At 39.5% G+C, this 18,911-nt stretch carries 19 protein-coding genes; 2 read left to right on the top strand and 17 right to left on the bottom strand.

The window, feature by feature from the left end:
* Positions 1 to 67: 67 nt before the first annotated feature.
* The 6 genes from AC4GME_RS00910 to AC4GME_RS00885 all read right to left on the bottom strand — a co-directional run bounded on the left by AC4GME_RS00910 (position 68) and on the right by AC4GME_RS00885 (position 5,503).
* Positions 68 to 373 carry a TatD family hydrolase gene (locus AC4GME_RS00910; protein ID WP_490378243.1) on the bottom strand — a complete coding sequence of 102 codons (306 nt, stop codon included), beginning with the start codon at positions 371 to 373 and terminating at the stop codon, positions 68 to 70.
* A 345-nt stretch (positions 374 to 718) separates the two neighbouring features.
* A complete protein-coding gene (locus tag AC4GME_RS00905; protein ID WP_490378242.1) occupies positions 719 to 1,717 on the bottom strand; it encodes a LacI family DNA-binding transcriptional regulator in 999 nt (332 codons plus the stop codon).
* A 305-nt stretch (positions 1,718 to 2,022) separates the two neighbouring features.
* Complete coding sequence (locus tag AC4GME_RS00900; protein ID WP_490378896.1) at positions 2,023 to 2,799, bottom strand: TatD family hydrolase; 777 nt, start codon at positions 2,797 to 2,799, stop codon at positions 2,023 to 2,025.
* Positions 2,793 to 3,827, bottom strand: a complete 1,035-nt coding sequence (gene holB, locus AC4GME_RS00895; protein ID WP_490377059.1) for a DNA polymerase III subunit delta' — start codon at positions 3,825 to 3,827, stop codon at positions 2,793 to 2,795. The genes AC4GME_RS00900 and holB overlap by 7 nt, the downstream gene beginning before the upstream one ends.
* A gap of 1 nt (position 3,828) precedes the next feature.
* Positions 3,829 to 4,500, bottom strand: coding sequence for a dTMP kinase (gene tmk / locus AC4GME_RS00890; protein WP_490377058.1), 672 nt, complete (start codon positions 4,498 to 4,500; stop codon positions 3,829 to 3,831).
* 103 nt (positions 4,501 to 4,603) lie between these two features.
* On the bottom strand, positions 4,604 to 5,503 hold the full coding sequence (locus AC4GME_RS00885) for a LysR substrate-binding domain-containing protein (RefSeq protein WP_490377057.1): 900 nt from the start codon (positions 5,501 to 5,503) through the stop codon (positions 4,604 to 4,606).
* Positions 5,504 to 5,677: 174 nt separating this feature from the next.
* Here AC4GME_RS00885 and AC4GME_RS00880 point away from each other — a divergent pair, with 174 nt between their 5' ends.
* A complete protein-coding gene (locus tag AC4GME_RS00880; RefSeq protein ID WP_490377056.1) occupies positions 5,678 to 7,000 on the top strand; it encodes a 6-phospho-beta-glucosidase in 1,323 nt (440 codons plus the stop codon).
* A gap of 67 nt (positions 7,001 to 7,067) precedes the next feature.
* On the opposite strand, the gene mltG is transcribed toward AC4GME_RS00880, so the two are convergent.
* From mltG to yceD, 10 genes are all read right to left on the bottom strand, one after another.
* Positions 7,068 to 8,066 carry an endolytic transglycosylase MltG gene (gene mltG, locus AC4GME_RS00875; protein WP_490377055.1) on the bottom strand — a complete coding sequence of 333 codons (999 nt, stop codon included), beginning with the start codon at positions 8,064 to 8,066 and terminating at the stop codon, positions 7,068 to 7,070.
* Between the two features lies 1 nt (position 8,067).
* Positions 8,068 to 8,892 (bottom strand): aminodeoxychorismate lyase, encoded by an 825-nt coding sequence (gene pabC / locus AC4GME_RS00870; RefSeq protein ID WP_490377054.1) that lies wholly within the window; start codon positions 8,890 to 8,892, stop codon positions 8,068 to 8,070.
* A gap of 73 nt (positions 8,893 to 8,965) precedes the next feature.
* The gene (gene fabF, locus AC4GME_RS00865; RefSeq protein WP_490377053.1) at positions 8,966 to 10,207 is read right to left on the bottom strand and encodes a beta-ketoacyl-ACP synthase II; all 1,242 of its coding nucleotides are present in this window, start codon (positions 10,205 to 10,207) and stop codon (positions 8,966 to 8,968) included.
* A 190-nt stretch (positions 10,208 to 10,397) separates the two neighbouring features.
* Positions 10,398 to 10,631 carry an acyl carrier protein gene (gene acpP / locus AC4GME_RS00860; protein ID WP_019613356.1) on the bottom strand — a complete coding sequence of 78 codons (234 nt, stop codon included), beginning with the start codon at positions 10,629 to 10,631 and terminating at the stop codon, positions 10,398 to 10,400.
* 166 nt (positions 10,632 to 10,797) lie between these two features.
* The gene (fabG, locus tag AC4GME_RS00855) at positions 10,798 to 11,532 is read right to left on the bottom strand and encodes a 3-oxoacyl-ACP reductase FabG (RefSeq protein ID WP_490377052.1); all 735 of its coding nucleotides are present in this window, start codon (positions 11,530 to 11,532) and stop codon (positions 10,798 to 10,800) included.
* A 2-nt stretch (positions 11,533 to 11,534) separates the two neighbouring features.
* Positions 11,535 to 12,476 (bottom strand): ACP S-malonyltransferase, encoded by a 942-nt coding sequence (gene fabD / locus AC4GME_RS00850; protein WP_490377051.1) that lies wholly within the window; start codon positions 12,474 to 12,476, stop codon positions 11,535 to 11,537.
* A 37-nt stretch (positions 12,477 to 12,513) separates the two neighbouring features.
* Positions 12,514 to 13,473 (bottom strand): beta-ketoacyl-ACP synthase III, encoded by a 960-nt coding sequence (locus AC4GME_RS00845; protein ID WP_490378895.1) that lies wholly within the window; start codon positions 13,471 to 13,473, stop codon positions 12,514 to 12,516.
* Positions 13,466 to 14,506 (bottom strand): phosphate acyltransferase PlsX, encoded by a 1,041-nt coding sequence (plsX, locus tag AC4GME_RS00840; protein ID WP_490377049.1) that lies wholly within the window; start codon positions 14,504 to 14,506, stop codon positions 13,466 to 13,468. The genes AC4GME_RS00845 and plsX overlap by 8 nt, the downstream gene beginning before the upstream one ends.
* A 7-nt stretch (positions 14,507 to 14,513) precedes the next feature.
* Positions 14,514 to 14,687 (bottom strand): 50S ribosomal protein L32, encoded by a 174-nt coding sequence (gene rpmF / locus AC4GME_RS00835; protein ID WP_019613351.1) that lies wholly within the window; start codon positions 14,685 to 14,687, stop codon positions 14,514 to 14,516.
* An 18-nt stretch (positions 14,688 to 14,705) separates the two neighbouring features.
* A complete protein-coding gene (gene yceD, locus AC4GME_RS00830) occupies positions 14,706 to 15,227 on the bottom strand; it encodes a 23S rRNA accumulation protein YceD (protein ID WP_490378894.1) in 522 nt (173 codons plus the stop codon).
* 220 nt (positions 15,228 to 15,447) lie between these two features.
* Between yceD and AC4GME_RS00825 the strand changes: the two genes are divergently transcribed.
* Positions 15,448 to 16,029 (top strand): Maf family protein, encoded by a 582-nt coding sequence (locus AC4GME_RS00825; RefSeq protein WP_490378603.1) that lies wholly within the window; start codon positions 15,448 to 15,450, stop codon positions 16,027 to 16,029.
* A 72-nt stretch (positions 16,030 to 16,101) separates the two neighbouring features.
* On the opposite strand, the gene uvrB is transcribed toward AC4GME_RS00825, so the two are convergent.
* Complete coding sequence (gene uvrB / locus AC4GME_RS00820) at positions 16,102 to 18,114, bottom strand: excinuclease ABC subunit UvrB (protein ID WP_490378602.1); 2,013 nt, start codon at positions 18,112 to 18,114, stop codon at positions 16,102 to 16,104.
* Positions 18,115 to 18,911: the final 797 nt, after the last annotated feature.

Here is an 18,911-nt window from a genome sequence, read left to right as displayed (position 1 = left end):
CTACTCTTCCTTTTTGGGATGATTTAAAAATAGTTGCAACTCGCTTTGTGTACCTTTGCAACTTAGATTACTTTTTGGCGTGGGCAAACAATTTAAAGAAGTTATCTGTAGTGACTTTCGCCAACTCCTCTAACGACACTCCTTTTAAATTAGCGACAAACTTGGCGACATCACGCGTATCCACAATCAATGGCTTATTAACCTGTTTAGCAACGCGAATTTGTACACGGAAAGAGGCTATCTGCTGCGCTTTATTGTCAGGAGAGGAGAAAAAATCTAATCCTGTTTCACCAAGTGCGACAACTTTTTTATGTTGCGCATATTCAAGCAGCAGAGCTTCATCAACCGCTTGCTCTTGATGTAAAGGGGGCATAGCGTATAAGCTAAATATTTACGGGAATTGTGCTATCAATTGCGCCATTGCTGGAAACTTTTCAATTTCGCACAGACACTAACAGATAATTAATTCCTTGAACCTTGGCTTTATTTAGCAAATAAAAGTGGCTGTCCAGCCTTTTACTTTTATAACATCTACTGAAAGTGCAAAATCAGCAGTTCGATAAATGGCGACTTTAACTACCCGAGAGGCACTCAGTTCGAAAACCACTACTGCATGAAAATATTGAAGACGGAAATGCGATTCTCAAAATATGACGCCGAAAATCAATCGGTAACTCGCATTTATGATCAAGGCTCGCATCTCGCCAAAATGTTTCGACTAATTTATTTTCTTAACCGAATCTCTGATCACTACCTCTGGTACTAGCTTATGTTGCACGGGGTAATCAGTTTTATTGAGTAGTGACAGTATTTTTTTGACAGCCTCTGCGCCCATTTCTTCTGTTGGGAAATTAACTGAGGTTAGTTTTGGGTTAAGATGAGGCCCATGCATATTATTGTCAAAACCGATCACAGAGATATCATCACCGATAGTAATATTTCTCTCATTTAATACATCATAAAGCCCCCAGGCAATAGGATCGTTTAAACAGAAAATGGCCGTAATTGGTGTGTTGCGATCCAGCAATCTTCTTGGCGCAGTGTGGTGATTATGCATATCAAAACGCCCCTCCACAACAAAGTTATCATCATAAGGAATACCAAATTCAATTAATGCCTTGCGGTAGCCTTGAAACCTATTTCGACTGACTTGTTTATCCATTTGACCGGTAATACAGCCTATCTTTGTATGGCCATTTTCAAGTAAATGTTTAGTTGCAAGGTAACCACCTAATTCATCATCCAAACCGATGCAGTTTTCAGCAATTTCAGGAATATAATGGTTAAGAAGAACGGTAGCAGGAATTTCACGGACTATTTTAAGTATATCATCATCTAATAACTTACCAGTATGTATAAGAAGGCCGTCAACCTGCTTCGATTTCAGGAAACTAATGGCATCAAGCTCACCTTCCCTTGATAGTTTTCCACTGGTCGTGATTAAATGAAAATTATCATTCCGAGCAGTCTCTTCAGCTCCGCTCATCAATGTAGAAAAGTAAGGCCCTGCTAGAATATCAACAAGCATGCCAATACTATTCGAACGATTGGAAGCAAGGGATTGTGCAGATGAGTTCGGCTTGTAACCTAACTCCTTAATCGCCTTAAACACCTTTTCTCTAGTTTTTTCTGTGACACTAGGATGGTTATTTATGACTCGTGAAACTGTTGCTTGAGAAATTTGCGCAAGTTCGGAAACATCTTTAATCGTGGCCAACTTAAATCCTCTACAAATATATTATTAAATTTATTTTTTGCTAACAACAGGCTATCAAGTGAGCACACTAACAAATAAATAATGGTGAATGATCAATGTAATAATTCACGTGTAAATTTATTCTCTATTAATCATGTAATTGCTGCAAGTTATTTGTTTCATAAAAATAAACTACATGTAAATACTTAATTTATCTTTGTCTTAAAATAAGAATTACGTCAATGAAACTCCTTTAAAAGGGAAAAGGATGGGCAGCCAACCTTTTTTCAACCCTAAGTTAATTAAAATGGACTAAGTGAGGTCAATTAACGCTTAGCGCTGGTAAATAATTTAAAGAAGTTATCTGTGGTTACGTGAGCCAACTCCTCTAACGACACTCCCTTTAAATTAGCGACAAACTTGGCTACATCACACGTATAAGCCGGCTCATTTTCCTGACCGCGATGTGGCACAGGGGCTAAATAAGGTGAATCTGTTTCAACTAACAAACGATCCAGCGGGATTGCTTTAATCACAGCTTGCAGCTCTTTCGCGTTTTTAAAAGTGACAATACCTGAAGCTGATATATAAAACCCCATCTCCATCGCCGCTTGTGCCATTTCTAATGATTCAGTGAAACAGTGTAAAACACCGCCCACTTGCTCAGCACCTTCTTCACGCAGAATGTCTAATGTCTCTTGTCGGGCATCACGCGTATGCACAATCAATGGCTTATTAACCTGTTTAGCAACGCGAATTTGTGCGCGGAAAGAGGCTATCTGCTCAGCTTTATTGTCAGGAGAGTAGAAAAAATCTAATCCTGTTTCACCAAGTGCGACAACTTTTTCTTGGCTCGCATATTCAAGTAACAGCGCCTCATCAACCACCTCATCCTGATGTAAAGGATGCATGCCGGCCGAACAGAATATTTGCGGGAAGGGTGCGATCAATTCCGCCATTGCCGGGTATTTTTTTACTTCGACACAGACACTGAGCAGATAATTAATCCCCTTTTCTTGTGCTTTGCTAACCACATCGGCTAAATCTTTATGCCTTTTTTTATAATCCAAGCCGTCAAGGTGACAATGAGAGTCGACTAACATACTGCTATTTCCTTAAATTCATTTTTTATTTTTATCAATAATGCATTGATTAATAATTCTTTTTTCAACCCAGAATGGTCAACTAATAATTTTCGTGTTTGTAATAACTCAGAGCTTAAATAACGCAGACTCTTCAGCGTAATCTGTGACTGCCAGATCTGCAGCTGCGGCAAAGCAAAACTGTAAACAGCATCCTTATTCATTACACTTTCTGACAGCTTTAACTTATGCAGATCATGAAGCAGATGAAATAACAGCTGTAAACGCTGCTCCGCAGATTCGGCTAAAAACTGGCTAAAAGTAAACAGTGTTTCAGGCTGATTAAGCACTGAGAACAGCCCTTCCACGCAGTTTCTGCGTTCATCGATTGCGCTTGCTTGCTGTACACTTTGCAGGTGATTTAATAATGCTAACGGACTGTTTTGAAATAAGCGCAAAAGCCCTTTATCTTCAACAAAAAAACCTAACTCAGCGAGCCATGCTAATAACTGGCTATCTTCAGGTGTATGCAGATGTGTCTGTTGCACACGGCTCAGTAATGTAGGCATCAGCTGATGATGAGTGCGCGCCAGTAAAATAAGATAACTGTTACCTTGTGGCTCTTCTAAAGTTTTCAGCAGCGCATTAGCGGCGGGAATAGTTAATAGTTGAGCATTTTTTATAATAACAACTTTATTATCACCGAGATGTGGTCGCTCATTAAGTGTTGCTATTAAACTTCTTACCTGTTCAATACCGATCGATTTATCCGTTTCATTTTCTAGCAGATGAAAATCTAAATGGTTATGCGCTAAAAAGAGCTTACAAGAGTGGCATTGCCGGCATGCCCCGTCTGCTTGCTTGCTGCTACAAAGCAGATACTGTGCAATATTTTTCGCCAGTTTAAATTTTCCAATACCCGCACTGCCGGTAAACAATACCCCATGGGCAAGCCGCCCTGCCTGGTAGGTTTCTAATAACTGTGCAAATACAGGTGTTAGCCAGGGTGTTGAAACAGATTCAAATTGATTCGTTGCATCTAAACTCATATCAAGTAAGACTCGCTAACCATTTATCTAATTGTATAAAAATAGCTTTTTTAACTAACTCAGGTGTTTGACCGGCATCAATGGTGAAAGCGTTTTTATCGTCTTCAACCAATGAAAGAAAAACACTGCGTGTACGCTGGAAAAAATCGATAGCTTGGCGCTCAATACGATCAAGTTCTCCCCGGCCTCTTGCACGGCTTAAACCAAGCTCAGGTTCAACATCTAAATACAGTGTTAAATCGGCCTTAAAGTCCCCTAATGCAAGCTGTTTAATATCTTCAATCAGTTGCAGATCAATGCCACGGCCGCCGCCTTGATACGCCAGAGATGAGTAGTTATGACGATCACCAACAACAATACAGTCATTTGCTAAAGCAGGTTTAATTTTATGTTCGACCAACTGCACGCGCGCGGCATACAACAATAACAGTTCAGCTTTATCTTCCAGCGTTTCGCCCTGCACTTCCATTTTGACAATATCGCGCATTTTTTCAGCAAGCTCTGTGCCACCAGGTTCACGTGTATAAACAATATTTTCAGCAGGCATATTCATTAGTGCCAACCATTCACCGATATAAGAGATAGCGGTACTTTTACCAGCCCCTTCCAGGCCTTCGATAACAATAAATTTGTTAGATAACTTTTGCGAAGCAGACTCTTTTGAAACCGACATATAGTTACTTTCCTAAAATATTTTGAACGGCGCGATTATACTATTTTAAATTACCGGGGAGAATAACAATCATATTAACTAATGCAAGCCTTATGCTCTGCCGCTATTTATTCTGCTCTGAAATCCAATTTAAAAATGCCTGATATTTCGGCCTGATCTCTTGTCCTTTAGAACAGATAAGATCATAACCAAGACCCGCATCAACAGAGGCAAAAGGAGTAATTAATTCTCCTGAATCAATATGCGTCTGAATAAGCTCAGCACGTCCCATGGCAACTCCCATTCCCTGCCTGGCAGCTACTATTGCCATTTCACAATGATTAAACTGATATTGTCTATGCTCGCTATCTAAATCGACTGAATTTGCTTTTAGCCAAGTAGACCATTCATGAGTCGGAGAGATAGTTTCAAGTGATTCAATACAGTGGATAAATGTCACATCCTTTAATTTTTTAATATCATCCGCTAATGCAAACTGCATAGCGTATTCAGACGTACAAACGGGTACTAATCTTTCAGAAAACAAGCGCTGACAATGTAAATCAGGGTGCTCTTCATTACCATAATAGATCGCCAAATCGACAGGTTCATGCTTGAAATCGAGCTTGCTCGCTTTTATCCTGATTTTAACATTCAAGTTCGGGTACAGTTTTTGAAAACTTGGCAATCTAGGCATCAACCAGGCTAATGCAAAAGTCGGTGAAGCCCCGATATATAATTCACCACGTAGCTCATTAAAACGTATATCTTCCAGCTCAGAAAAAATTTCTGCGAACGAGTGATTTAATGTAGCTAATAAACGCTCACCTTCCGAGGTCAACTCTAAACGACGAGTGAGGCGCACAAACAGTGAAAATCCAAGTTGTTTCTCCAAGTTTTTAATGCGATGACTCACCGCCCCCTGCGTTAAGCACAACTCTTCCCCCGCTTTAGTAAAACTAAGAAAGCGCGCCACCACACTGAATGTATGCATATTAGCGAGTAATGCCTGTTTATTATCCATACCGCCTCCGTTATAGCCATGATTATTGAAAATGCAGGAATCTCTGCCTCTAAGAAGAATAGACTTCTTATACATTAAAATTTTTAATAGATAGTATTTTTTATTTCGTTTGTCTGTCAACTTTATTGAGCATTTAATAGGCCTAAATATATTTTAAACAATCAGGAGATTATAATGAAAAACGGCTTAAAAATTACAGTTATTGGTGCAGGCTCCAGCTATACCCCGGAGCTGATTGAAGGACTGTTAAAAAGAAAGGAACAGCTGCCTATTGAGCAGTTATGGCTGGTTGATATCGAAGAGGGTAAAGAAAAAGTTAATATCATTGCAGCATTAGCCCGACGCATGATTAAAAAGGAAGGTCTGGATATACAGGTAGAGGTCACTTTAGATCGTCGCCCGGCATTAAAAGGTGCCGACTTTGTCTGTTCGCAGTTCCGTGCCGGCTGCCTTGATGCACGTATCAGCGATGAACGTATCTCGCTTAAATACGGCATGATCGGGCAGGAGACAAACGGCCTGGGTGGTTTTGCCAATGCATGCCGCACAATTCCGATCACACTTGAAATCTGTAAAGAGATCGAAGAATTATGCCCGGATGCATGGCTGCTTAATTTCACCAATCCATCAGGAATGGTGACCGAAGCGGTGTTAAAGCATACTAAGGTTAAAGCGGTTGGGTTATGTAATGTTCCGGTTATTATGCAGAAAGGGATTGCTGAGATGCTTAACTGCAGGGAGAAAGATATTATTATGCAGGTTGCCGGTATCAATCACTTTATCTGGGCCCGTCAAATTCTGCATAACGGCAAAAACCAGCTTGATGAAATTGTTGAACAGATTCTTGCCGGTAATGATACGCTGGTGCCGAAAAACATCCCTGCTTTTGCCTGGCCTGCTGAGTTATTAAAAAACATGGGTATGATCCCCTGTGCTTATTTACGTTACTACTACATGAGCCAGGATATTATGGACCAGGAAGTCTTTGAGGCAAACGGCGAAGGCACACGCGGTGAAGTAGTAAAAGCAATGGAGAAACGCCTGTTTGATATTTATAGTGATCCGCAGCTCAATACTAAACCTAAAGAGTTAGAAAAACGCGGCGGCCAGTATTACTCGGAAGCGGCCTGTGAATTAATGAGTTCAATTTATAATGACAAACGTACCATTATGCATGTTAATACACGCAACAACGGCACCATTAACGGCCTGCCTGATGACTGTGTAGTTGAAGTGAGTTCAATAATCACTAAGAGCGGCCCGCTGCCGCTGAATGTGGCACCATTCCCCTCTGATACACTGCGTCTGCTGCAGCTGATGAAAGAGTTTGAAACACTGACCGTGGAGGCGGCGGTTAGCGGGGATCTTAATAAAGCGAAGCGTGCGCTTATTTTAAATCCACTGGTCATTACAGGTTCAATTCTCGATCAGGCATTACAAGAGATGGTACAAGAAAACATTGAGTTAATGCCACAATTTACCCATTTAATTCGATAACGTCACCGTTCATTAAAAAGTCAGTCGCACTGACTTTTTAATGTAACGTTACTGAATAGTACACTTGTTACTTTCCTAAAATATATTTTTGAACCGCGCGATTGTGCTCCTTTAAGCTCTTAGAGAAATAAGAGGTACCATCACCTTTACTGACAAAATATAAATATTTACTTTTTGCTGGATGCAGGCTTGCATACAACGCGGCCTCACTTGGCATGGCAATAGGCGTTGGCGGCAGGCCATTAATTTGGTAAGTATTGTAAGCTGTTTTCTCGCGAAGGTCCTTACTGCGAATACGCCCGTTATAACGTTCACCCATTCCATAAATAACAGTTGGGTCGGTTTGCAAACGCATTCCTCTTCGTAAACGATTAACAAATACAGAAGATATTTTGTCACGATCGGCAGATAAGCCACTCTCTTTTTCGATAATTGAAGCCAAAATTAACGCTTCATATGGCGTTTTTAATGGCAGATTTTTATCACGTTCCGCCCATAATTTATCCAACACTTGTAACTGATGTAAATAAGCTTTCTCAATAAGCTTAAATGCACTCATCTGCGCATGGTAATAATAAGTTTCAGGAAATAACAAACCTTCTAGTTTATTATGCTGACTGCCAAGCTGCTGCAAGATCTCTTTTTCGCTTTTCTGTAAAGGTGCAAGTGCTTGCGCATCACTTAATATAGTTAACCACTCTTTAAATGTGCTGCCTTCAATAAAGGTCACCTTAAACTGATGTTCAATACCTTTATTTAAAATCGTTAAAATATCCTGCAGATTAGAACCTTCTTGAAACTGGTAAGTGCCTGATTTTATTTTAGTTAATTCAGGATGCAGTTTTGCAACCGCTTTCCACCAAGTGAGATCATTGACAATTGACAGCTCAACAAGTTGATTACCTAAGCGAGAAAAATTACTGCCGGCATTTAGTGTAAATAACATGGTTTTATCAATGCGCGGGATAGTTAAATAATTTTCTATTTTTTGCTGTGCGATAAAAATGCCAGTAAATAGCAAAGTTAATACAAACAGTATCGCCATCGTGATTTTTTTAATCGCCATTTTACAGCTCCCCTTCTTGTAATAGTGATTGTAATGTGTGAATAAAAGAAAAACTGGATATTGGATAAATATGCGACTGAAATTGTTTTACTGGTACTAAGCCCATCAATGCATTAGTTAAGCAAACAGCTTGTGCATTGAACAGATCATCAGCTTTTATCCTAACTTCAGTGATTGCTATTCCAGCTTTTTCTGCTAATTCCATCACTTGCCTGCGTTTTACCCCCGCCACACCACAACCATCAAGTTTAGGTGTCAGCCAGTGATTATCTAAGTAGATAAAAATATTTGCACTGCACGCTTCAATAACATAACCGTTATTATCACAAACAATACCTTCAACTGCTTGCTTGTTTTCTAACTCATGCTTTATTAAAACTTGTTCCAAACGGTTTAATGTTTTTAACCCCGCTAATTGCGGATTAATAGCCAGCCTCTGCTGGCACAAAACCACTTTAATTCCCTCGTTTTGCCACTGTTTATAAAAACTCGGGAAAGCATAAGTTGATAAAATTCGTAACGGGGAATCACACTCTTTTATGCTGTATCCGCGACCGCCAGTGCCACGCGTTAAAATAATTTTGATCACAGCTTCTGGCTCTTTTACTAAACTCTGTGCTAATGATTCAACTTCATTTGTTAATAATAGCCAATCAATATCGGGAAAAAACAAGCTTTGTGCACCGAGTTGTAGTCGTTGCAGGTGATAGTCCCATAACTGCACCATACCATGTTCAATTTTTACGGTTGAAAACAGGCCATCTCCATAAGCTAAACCACGATCGGTCGCTGCAATTGTTGTTGATTTTATTCCATTAATTAGCATATTTAATTTTCTTTAAGCCATAAAAAAACCCGATCTGATAATCGGGTTTTTATTCTAACTTGATTTTAAAAAACTAGATACGTTTAAAGATTAATGTACCGTTTGTACCGCCAAAACCAAATGAGTTAGACAGTGCGTATTCGATATTAGCAGGACGGGCTTTGCCATCTGTAACGTAATCTAAATCACAACCTTCACTTGGGTTTTCTAAATTAATTGTCGGTGGAGCCACTTGATCGCGCAGTGCTAATACACTGAAAATAGCTTCAATTGCGCCGGCCGCACCTAACAGGTGACCTGTCATTGACTTAGTAGAGCTCATCATCACATCTTTTGCCGCATCCGCCCAAATTCCTTTTACAGCTTGTGTTTCAGCAATATCACCAGCAGGTGTTGATGTACCATGGGCGTTAATATATTGAATATCAGCCGCATCAATTTTTGCATCTTTAATGGCATTTTTCATTGATAATGCTGCGCCAGCACCGCTTTCTGGTGGTGACGTCATATGGTAGGCATCACCGCTCATACCAAAACCGACAAATTCAGCATAGATTTTTGCGCCACGTGCTTTAGCATGTTCATACTCTTCAAGCACGACCACACCAGAGCCGTCACCAAGCACAAAACCGTCACGAGATTCATCCCAAGGACGGCTTGCTGTTTGTGGAGAGTCATTACGTGTAGACAGTGCACGTGCTGAAGCAAATCCGCCCATGCTCAGTTCACTTGATGCTTTTTCAGCACCACCGGCAAACATGACATCTGCATCACCGTATTGAATCATACGAGCAGCCATACCTATGCTGTGCGTACCTGTTGTACATGCTGTAGTGATCGCAATATTTGGACCTTTTAGGCCTTTATTAATTGATACATGACCAGAGATCATATTGATAATAGTTGCAGGTACAAAGAAGGGACTAATTTTACGCGGTCCACTTTTTTCAAAGTTACGTACATTCGTTTCAATCGTGGTAATACCACCAATACCAGATCCAATTGCAACACCGATACGCTCTGCATTTTCATCTGTCACCACTAAACCTGAATCTTGGAAAGCTTGTTCTGCAGCTGCAACTCCATATTGAATAAATACGTCCATTTTACGCGCCTCTTTTTTAGGCATGTAATCTTCAACATTAAAATCTTTTACTAAACCAGCAAATTTACAAGCAAATTTTTCAGTATCAAAATGTTCAATATTGGAGATACCACTTTGACCGGCTTGAACCGCTTTCCACGATTCTTCAACTGAATTACCTACTGGTGATAACATACCTAAACCAGTGATTACAACTCTACGCTTTGACACTATAACTTCTCCTAACTACCTAATTAGATTAAATAAATACTCACCAGCACAGCCAAACTGCTTGGCTATTAATAGATCTTTTATAACTCAGTGGGGATTAAGTTAATCTACTCATTATCTTATTTCATAAAACACAAAAGGCGGTCAGAAGACCGCCTTTAAAATTTATTTATCATTCAAAAATGAATGATTAACCGTTGTTTACAACGTAATCGATCGCTGATTGAACAGTAGTAATTTTCTCTGCTTCTTCATCAGGGATTTCTGTATCGAACTCTTCTTCAAGAGCCATTACAAGTTCAACTGTATCTAAAGAATCAGCACCTAGATCGTCAACGAAAGAAGCTTTGTTTACAACTTCGTCTAGTTGAACACCAAGTTGCTCAACGATGATGTTTTTTACGCGTTCTTCGATATTGCTCATTTTTGTTTTCCTTTGTGGATACGCTTTTGCGTTAATTAATGGCGGTAGTTTATTCTATCGCGCTTAATATTCAAGTATTCTATCACTGGTTAGACCAGTTACATTGGGATTTTAATCAATAAAACATTAAATTCCAACTATTTTTTCTTTTTTACAACAGCCTAACTTAGACCATGTACATGCCACCATTAACGTGAATAGTCTCACCATTAATGTAAGCTGCGCCTTCTGAGGCTAAAAATGCAACTGTTGCAGCAATCTCTTTAGGATCCCCTAAACGACCGGCTGGAACTGCAGACAATGTAGATGCACGCTGCTCATCAGTTAATGCTTTAGTCATATCAGTTTCAATAAAACCAGGTGCTACAGTATTAACCGTAATACCACGGCTTGCAACTTCACGTGCTAATGATTTAGTAAAACCAATTACGCCCGCTTTTGCTGCTGCGTAGTTAGTTTGACCCGCATTACCCATAGTCCCTACAACTGAACCAACGTTTATAATACGACCTGCACGTTTTTTCATCATAGGACGAAGCGCTGCTTTACTCATTTTGAAAATTGGCGTCAGGTTAGTATCAATGATGTCATTCCACTCATCATCCTTCATACGCATTAATAAGTTATCGCGTGTAATACCGGCGTTATTTACTAATACATCTACCACACCGTATTGTGCTTTAATATCGGCAAAAAGTTTTGTGATTGAATCTGTTTCAGTTACGTTTAAAACAAAACCTTTACCGGCATCACCAAGGTACTCACTGATCGCATTTGCGCCGTTTTCACTTGTCGCTGTTCCTAAAACGGTTGCGCCTAATGCAACAAAGTTTTCTGCAATTGCACGACCAATACCACGGCTTGCACCAGTTATTAATACTACTTTATCTTGCATGCTCATGATTATTCCCCTTTAACTGCAATTAATGAATTTTCTAAGCTGGCACTGTCATTAATAAAATGTGCAGTGAAGCTTTTATCGATACGACGAACTAAACCACTTAATACTTTACCTGGGCCAGCTTCAACTTGTAATGTGATACCGTCTGCTGCCATCTTTTCAACAATCTCCGTCCAGCGAACAGGACAAAATAGTTGACGTACAAGCGCATCTTTAATTTTATCTACGTCTGTTTCAGCAATTACATCAACATTATTAATCACTGCAATTTCAGGTGTTTTAAATTCGATATCTTGTAATGCAATCGCTAATTTTTCAGCTGCAGGTTTCATTAATGCACAATGAGAAGGAACGCTTACTGGTAACGGTAATACACGTTTAGCACCCGCTTCTTTCAGTAAAACACCAGCACGCTCTACAGCTTCTTTATTACCTGCTATAACAACTTGACCAGGAGAGTTAAAGTTAACAGGAGAAACAACTTGTCCTTGTTCAGCTTGTAAACAACACTGCGCAATTTTATCGTTATCTAAACCGATAATTGCAGACATTGCACCAGTACCCGCAGGAACGGCTTGCTGCATTAACTGACCGCGCAACTCAACGAGTTTTAGCGCATCTTTAAAATCAATTACACCCGCACAAACTAATGCAGAGTACTCACCTAAACTATGACCTGCGATCACAGACGGTTTTTCACCGCCCTGCTGTGCCCAAACGCGCCAGATAGCAACAGATGCTGTTAATAAAGCAGGTTGCGTTTTATCTGTTTGGTTTAAAGCGTCGCTTGGACCTTGTTGAACAAGTTCCCATAAATCATAACCTAATGCTTCACTTGCTTCTTTATAAGTGTCTACAACAACCGGAAATGCTTCAGCAAGTTCAGCTAACATAGCTACACTTTGCGAGCCTTGCCCTGGAAAGGCAAAAGTAAAGTTTGTCATATTTTTAATTCCTAATATTTATAAATCTTTTAATTACTTACATACGAACCAGGGCACTGCCCCAAGTAAATCCACCACCAAATGCTTCTAATAAGACCAGTTGTCCAGCTTTAATTTTGCCGCTGCGAACACCTTCATCAAAAGCAAGTGGTACAGAAGCTGCTGATGTATTACCATGTTTTTCCAGTGTCAGAATCACTTGATCCATCGACATACCAAGCTTTTTAGCAGTTGCGCTAATAATTCGTTTATTTGCCTGATGCGGTACTAACCAATCAAGTTGCTCTTTATCTATATTGTTTGCTGCCAGTGTATCAACTACAACCTGGCTTAATTTTTTAACTGCTACTTTAAAAACGTCGTTACCTGCCATTGATAAATATGAATTATTGACAGACTGCTCATTACCACGTTCAGCATATGGCAGTTTAAGTAACTCACCAAAGCGGCCATCGGCATTAATATGCGTCGATAAAATACCTTCCTCTTCAGTTGCACTAACAATAACAGCGCCTGCACCATCACCAAATATGATAATAGTTGAACGATCCGCAGGATCACAGGTATTTGCTAAACTATCAGCACCAATAACCAGGATATTTTTTGCACTACCCGCTTTGATAAAATTGTCAGCAACACTTAACGCATAGGTGAAACCTGCACAAGCGGCCGAAACATCAAATGCTGGAATATTGTAAATGCCCAATAAATTTTGTACTTCACAAGCGGCCGAAGGGAATGCATTGTGGTTACTTGTTGTTGCCACAATAATTAGATCTAAATCTTCAGCTGTTAAATTAGCTGCCTGCAATGCTTTTAAAGCAGCTTCCTTACCCATAAAGGCAATAGTATCTTGCTTATTAGCAATACGACGCTCTTTAATACCTGTACGCGTAGTGATCCATTCGTCACTGGTATCAACCATTTTTTCTAAATCGTCGTTTGTACGTACTGTTTCAGGTAGATAACTACCAGTACCTGTAATTTTGCTATTCATGTGATAAACAATCTCGCTCTGATAAAACAGTTTCTAACTTTTTTGCTATGCTTGCCGGAATCTGCCACTGAATCTCTTTTATTGCTTGTTCGATAGCATAGGTAAATGCAACTTCATTTGCACTCCCATGGCTTTTAACAACAATACCGCGTAAACCAATTAAACTGGCGCCATTATACATATCCGGATGCAAATGTTTTAGCTGCTTTTGTAAAATTGGTTTTAATAATTTGCCGAGTAATTTGCTATATAGGGTTGAGTTAAGCGCTTTATCTAATTGCTCTAAAAATACTCGCCCCATTCCTTCATAACTTTTTAATGCAACATTGCCGCTAAAACCATCGGTCACAATCACATCGGCCTTGCATGAAAAAAGCTCATTAGCTTCGATAAAACCAATATAATTTATATGTTTTGTCTGTTTTAGCAGATCCGCACAACGTTTAATAATATCGTTGCCTTTATTATTTTCTTTACCGACGTTAAGTAACGCAACTATAGGGCTTTTTAATTGCTCTACTTTTTCACAAAGTACACTGCCCATAATGGCAAAGTTAAACAAAGTATCACTGTCACACTGTAAATTTGCACCTAAATCAAGAAGGTAAGTATGACCAGAACAATTATTTGGCAGACCAGATACCAGTGCGGGACGTGAAATCCCAGGGAGCATTTTAAGTGCCTGTTTTGCAAGTAACATCAAAGCACCCGTATTACCGGCGCTAACACAAGCATCTGCTTGTCCTTGAGCAACAAGATCTAAAGCGATATGCATGGATGAACCGGAAACATGACGTAAGGCATGAATAGGATTATCTTCCATGGAAATGAAATTATCCGCATGAATAAAACTCAAACGAGCATGATCCAAAAGCTGATGTTTTTTCAATAAAGGGAGTAGTTGAGTCCGATCACCAACAATAATAAGTGATAATTCCGGGTATAACTGTAGTGATTTGGCAGCGGCTAAAAGGGAAATATGGGGGCCGAGATCGCCCCCCATGGCATCAAGCGCAATCGTAAGTTTACGCAAGGTAATCTTATAGTTCGATTACTTTTTTGCCCTTGTAAAAACCATCAGCAGTCATATGATGACGACGATGAGTTTCACCAGAAGTAGCATCAACAGTAAGCTGAGCTGGAGCAGTTAGTGCATCATGTGAACGACGCATGCCGCGTTTTGAACGAGTTTTACGACTTTTTTGTACAGCCATGTTAAAAATTCCTGCTAGTTACTTGTGCTTTAGTTTGGCTAGAGCATCAAATGGGTTGGGACGCTGTTCTTCTTCATCAATTTCACCAAAGGTAACTTCGTACTCACTTTGTTGACAATCTTCAATTGCATGTTTTGCAATCTGCGGAAGTGTCAATATCAGTTCGTCTTCAACAACCTGATGAAGATTTACCTCTCCATTTTCATCATAGTAAATGGGTTCATAGGCGTCTGGTAATTTATTTTCCTGCTCTTGGTTATGAACAGGACAATACGTAAATTCAGCTTCACACTGATAAAGCATAGGCTCATTGCACCGTTGACAAATAAGCTCTACTGCAACATTTGCTTTACCATGAAATATTCTCAGCTTTTGCCGATCTATATCGAATGAAAAAACAGTGTTGATATCAGACTGAATGCTGATTGTTGACTCTGCTAACCTACTCAAAAGCTCTTTTGGAATTAGGGCTTCTAGCTCCAATCGCTTTTGCGCAGCGCGAACAGGATCAACGCTAATCGGTAATTTAACCTTTTGCATGGGCGCGAATAATATAGATAGCTGTCAACATAGTCAAAGAAATAACGACTTTTTTATTAAATAAACGTTTTCTTATTTTTCCAAGCAGAAAACAGGGAGCCGTTAGCTGCTATATTCAAAAAAACGTTAAATAAAAAACCGACTTTTTTTATTAAGTTATCGCTTTATTATTTTTCAGACCATAAAATAAGGTAATTATTCAATAATCACAGAGCCAATTATGTCACAACAGCTTGTTTTAGCATCCACATCTCCTTTTCGAAAACAGCTATTAGAGAAGCTGCATCTACAGTTTTTTACCGAGAAACCAAACGTAGATGAAACGCCATTTAAAGATGAAACCGCTATTGAATTGGTCGAACGTTTAGCAATCACGAAAGCGCAGGCAATTTGTCCGTCATACGATAATGCGTTGATTATTGGCTCTGATCAGGTGTGTGTCAATAACGGTGAAATCCTTGGTAAACCAGGGGATTTTGAAAATGCATTTAAACAGCTAAAGGCCGCCAGTGGTAAAAGGATTACCTTTTATACAGGGTTAGCCTTAGTTAACAGCAAAACAGGCGCTATACACTCCTTAGTTGAACCCTATGTTGTTCACTTCCGTGAACTTTCTGAGCAAATGATCACTCATTATTTACACAAAGAGCAACCTTACAATTGCGCCGGAAGCTTTAAAAGTGAAGGTTACGGTATCAGTTTATTTGAGCAATTAGAGGGAAAAGATCCTAATAGTTTGATTGGGTTACCGTTAATCTCTTTGATTAAAATGCTGGAAGCAGAGAGTTTTCAGGTTATTTGATAGCGAAATCGTTCTCTTTAAATGGCGAGGGAGCATTATGCGAGCAAATAGTCTGCTCGCATTTTTATTCAACTACCCCATAGTCACCAGCTGCTCATGTAAGTTTGATACTTCATCTCTGAGCTGTGCGGCTTTTTCAAACTCTAAATCTTTAGCAAAAGCAAACATCTGCTTTTCCAATTTAGCTATCTGTTTAAGTATCTCTTGTTCGCTGGAAGCATGATAATTGGCTTTATATTCGGCGACCTTATCTTGTTTTAAATTGCCTTTTTTAAGGTTACGTTGACCGAGTTGCATCACATCACTAACTTGCTTGCTTAGCCCTTGCGGGATAATGCCATTTTCTTTATTGAATTGATCCTGCAAAATACGCCGATCTTCTGTCACTTTGATCGCCTTTTGCATCGAAGCTGTGATCCTGCCCGCATATAAAATCGCTTTACCTTTTAAATTACGCGCAGCGCGGCCCATGGTTTGAATAAGTGAACGCTCCGAGCGTAAAAAGCCCTCTTTATCGGCATCTAATATTGCCACTAGTGAGACTTCTGGAATATCCAAGCCCTCACGTAGTAAGTTGATGCCAATTAACACATCAAAGATACCCAAACGCAGATCGCGTATAATTTCGACACGTTCAACCGTATCCACATCGGAGTGTAAATAACGCACTTTAATGCCATGATCATTAAGGTAATCAGTGAGATCTTCCGCCATTCTTTTGGTTAAAGTTGTTACCAAAACACGTTCTTTAAGCGGAATGCGTAAATTAATTTCAGAAAGCAGATCGTCAACCTGCGTATTAACAGGTCGTACTTCTATTTCAGGATCCAGCAACCCCGTTGGACGAATCACCTGGCGGACAATTTCACCTTGTGATTTTTCAATTTCATAATCACTTGGTGTTGCTGATGTATAAATCGTTTGTGGCGCAAGTGCCTCAAACTCTGCAAATTTTAAAGGACGATTATCTAAAGCTGATGGCAAACGAAAACCATAATTCACCAGATTTTCTTTACGTGACCGATCCCCCTTATACATCGCGCCAATTTGCGGCACGGTCACGTGGCTTTCATCAATTATCAGCAGACCATTTTTAGGCAGATAATCAAACAGGGTAGGTGGTGCATCACCTTGCCCACGCCCAGAAAGATAACGCGAGTAGTTTTCAATACCCGAGCAATAGCCCAACTCATTCATCATCTCTATATCGTATAGGGTGCGCTGCGAAATACGTTGCTCTTCAATTAATTTATTTTCGGCTAGAAACTCTTTTTTTCGCTCATTAAGCTCTTCTTTAATAGCATCGACCGCTTTTAAAATTTGCTCTCGTGGCGTGACATAGTGGGTTTTTGGGTAGACAGTGACTCGGGTAAGTTTATCAAGCTGCTGACCCGTTAAGGGATCAAAAACAGAGATCTTTTCCACTTCATCGTCAAACAGCTCAATGCGCAGTGCTTCTTTTTCAGAATCGGCGGGAAATATATCAATCACTTCACCGCGCACCCTAAAAGTGCCCCGGCTCAGCTCGGTTTCATTACGGCTATATTGCAGATCCACCAAACGTTGCAGAATTTCCCGACTGGAAATTATCTCCCCGACCGTTAGGTGTAACATCATCTTTAAATAGGCATCAGGATCACCTAAGCCGTATATAGCAGACACAGATGCCACTAATACTACATCTTCACGCTCCAGTAGTGCTTTGGTAGCTGACAGACGCATCTGTTCAATATGCGCATTCACTGCGGCATCTTTTTCTATAAACGAATCGGAACTTGGCACATACGCTTCCGGCTGATAATAATCATAATAGGAAACAAAGTATTCAACGGCATTATTAGGAAAAAATTCTTTCATTTCACCATACAGTTGTGCGGCTAATGTTTTATTGGGCGCAAGAATGAGTGTAGGACGGTTTAACTGAGCAATAGTATTTGCCAGGGTGAAGGTTTTACCAGAGCCGGTGACCCCCAACAAAGTTTGAAAAGCCAGCCCGGATTCAATACCATCAACTAATTTTTCAATAGCTTGCGGTTGATCGCCCGCAGGTAAAAATGGCGATGATAATTGAAACTGTTTTTTCATAATAACCTCAATACTTACACCCATTAGCAATCATTACGCAAAAATCAGCAAGTCGGGAGGTGAGCAGATTCTAGGCATGAAGTTGAATATCTAACGGGTAAAATCGACAATAATTTTGTTTATAGCTGGCAGTTTAACACTAAAGATCTTATAGCCACGACCATTTACTTTGCCCTGTTTCTTTCCACAAAAAGAAATCAGCTGGAAATAGAGGTTTAATATGAATATTTACATCAGTAGCGCCTTTTAACAACTTAACAAGTGAATAACAGGCCCTTTTTTCTACTTTCATTCTCGGATGTAATAAGATCAAACAAGGTTTTATAATGCTCATAAGAATCTTTTATTAAAAACAGCGTTTATCTGACGTTTATAAAACGAACAATAAAAACCTCACTTATTTTTCAATTGTCAATTAATTTATTGAAATTTAAATTTAAATAATTCACAGAAAATAGTTGACTTCCAAATAAATAAATATTCAAAAAAAATAATCAAATAAAACCTAAACAAACACTCTTGACATTGCTAACACACTGTTTTTAATGGTGTTTGTGTTTTGCTTATTTTTACAACAATATGAAACAAACTAAGTGATAATCAGGCTTACAGGCAGTTTTAATAAAAGTCCCCACAGAGTTATCCACAGAAAAAGTGGATAACCACGTTGAAGCCAGAAACCATCGGCTTTACAGTGCGTTGTTAGTAAATATTGCAAGATCCTCCCCAAAACAAATATTTGTGACTTGATCATGTTTTGTACGAAAACACAAAAAACATATAAACAGGAGTAACAA

This window comes from Psychromonas sp. (assembly GCF_983033635.1).
The sequence above is the reverse complement of the archived record's forward strand: the minus strand, read 5'-3'. Positions and strand labels throughout refer to the sequence as shown.